Consider the following 2,500-nt stretch of genomic DNA (forward strand, 5'->3'; position numbering starts at 1 on the left):
TAGATCGTATGCGGTATTAGCACAGCTTTCGCTGCGTTATCCCCCACGACTGGGCACGTTCCGATGCATTACTCACCCGTTCGCCACTCGTCAGCACCTTGCGGCCTGTTACCGTTCGACTTGCATGTGTAAAGCATGCCGCCAGCGTTCAATCTGAGCCAGGATCAAACTCTTTAGTTCGATCTTGAATTTACTCATAAAAACGGAATTGAAGTGAACTTCACTTCTATTCTCATGAGCGTTTAAAGTCTTGCGACTTGGACTCTTTCGAGTCCGTTTTCGCAATCGCCTTCAAACGCCCACGCTTATCGGCTGTATGTTTTTAATGATCCTGCAAAACTCCACAGCACTTGCCGCTTCCTTCTGCTTGCTTAGCTGCGATCAGCTGAGCCTCGTATTATGACACAGTCTTTAGCGCTTCGTCAAAATATTTTTATATTTTGACCACCACTCAAACTATCTTCGCCGGCCGCCTTGCGACCACCGTCATCAGCGAAGCTTTCCAGTATACACCAAATTTTCCTGTTCAGAAAACTCTTACCTACACTCTTATATAAGCCAAAACCCCCAGGTACGCGAGGTACGAGGGGGTTGTGGGGTAGTAAGAGCCTGACGATGACCTACTTTCACACGGGAATCCGCACTATCATCGGCGCAAAGTCGTTTCACTGTCCTGTTCGGGATGGGAAGGAGTGGTACCAACTTGCTATGGTCGTCAGGCATAACGGGTTGTCCTTGCTGTGCTGATGCACAACAGGGACGAATTCATAGAGTTTCGAATCAGCTCATTTTGATTGCTGCCAACGATGTAGGCCAACGAGGGTTGTCCTACGGGGCATAACAATAACATTTGCACTTGGACGATTATCGTCAAAGTTATAGGGTCAAGCCTCACGAGCAATTAGTATCAGTTAGCTTAACGCATTACTGCGCTTCCACACCTGACCTATCAACGTCCTGGTCTTGAACGACTCTTTAGGGGGCTCAAGGCCCCGGCAGATCTCATCTTGGAACGAGTTTCCCGCTTAGATGCTTTCAGCGGTTATCTCTTCCGCACTTAGCTACCCGGCAATGCCACTGGCGTGACAACCGGTACACCAGAGGTGCGTCCACTCCGGTCCTCTCGTACTAGGAGCAGGCTTCCTCAAATCTGCAGCGCCCACGGAAGATAGGGACCAAACTGTCTCACGACGTTTTAAACCCAGCTCACGTACCTCTTTAAATGGCGAACAGCCATACCCTTGGGACCGGCTACAGCCCCAGGATGAGATGAGCCGACATCGAGGTGCCAAACACCGCCGTCGATATGAACTCTTGGGCGGTATCAGCCTGTTATCCCCAGAGTACCTTTTATCCGTTGAGCGATGGCCCTTCCATACAGAACCACCGGATCACTATGTCCTGCTTTCGCATCTGCTCGACTTGTCAGTCTCGCAGTTAAGCACGCTTATGCCATTGCACTATTAGCACGATGTCCGACCGTACCTAGCGTACCTTCGAACTCCTCCGTTACACTTTGGGAGGAGACCGCCCCAGTCAAACTGCCTACCATGCACTGTCCCCGATCCCGATAAGGGACCTAGGTTAGAACCTCAAACACACCAGGGTGGTATTTCAACGTTGGCTCCACAAGATCTAGCGACCCTGCTTCAAAGCCTCCCACCTATCCTACACAGATCTGTTCAAAATTCAATACAAAGCTACAGTAAAGGTTCATGGGGTCTTTCCGTCTTTCCGCGGGGAGATTGCATCATCACAAACATTTCAACTTCGCTGAGTCTCTGGAGGAGACAGTGTGGCCATCGTTACGCCATTCGTGCAGGTCGGAACTTACCCGACAAGGAATTTCGCTACCTTAGGACCGTTATAGTTACGGCCGCCGTTTACTGGGACTTCGATCAAGAGCTTGCACCCCATCAATTAATCTTCCAGCACCGGGCAGGCGTCACACCCTATACGTCCACTTTCGTGTTTGCAGAGTGCTGTGTTTTTAATAAACAGTCGCAGCCACCAATTTTTTGCAACCCGTTCGTGCTCAGATGTTCTCATCACACTACAAGGGCACACCTTCTTCCGAAGTTACGGTGTCAATTTGCCGAGTTCCTTCTCCAGAGTTCTCTCAAGCGCCTTAGAATACTCATCTCGCGCACCAGTGTCGGTTTGCGGTACGGTCAATTACAAGCTGAAGCTTAGTGGCTTTTCCTGGGACCTCGTTCAGTTACTTCGCGAGCAAGCTCGCTCGATCAACAGCCTCGGTATATGACACGCGGATTTGCCTACGTGTCGCCTACATCTGTCTAAACCGGCACATCCAACCGCCGGATAACCTATTAAGATCCGTCCCCACATCGCACTTGTAATCGGTACAGGAATATTGACCTGTTTCCCATCAGTTACGCATCTCTGCCTCACCTTAGGGGCCGACTCACCCTACGCCGATGAACGTTGCGTAGGAAACCTTGCGCTTACGGCGAGGGGGCTTTTCACCCCCTTTAACGCT

At 50.6% G+C, this 2,500-nt stretch carries 3 rRNA genes (2 of these 3 running past the window's edge); all 3 read right to left on the minus strand.

The features are described 5' to 3' along the window. Window positions 1–180, minus strand: a 16S ribosomal RNA gene (locus AC23D4_RS12345); it reaches 1,353 nt to the left of the window's first position. Between the two features lie 427 nt (window positions 181–607). Beyond that, window positions 608–720 (minus strand): 5S ribosomal RNA (gene rrf, locus AC23D4_RS12350). Between the two features lie 160 nt (window positions 721–880). Next, window positions 881–2,500 (minus strand): 23S ribosomal RNA (locus AC23D4_RS12355); it runs 1,259 nt beyond the window's last position.

Source organism: Hydrogenophaga sp. L76 (assembly GCF_057654755.1).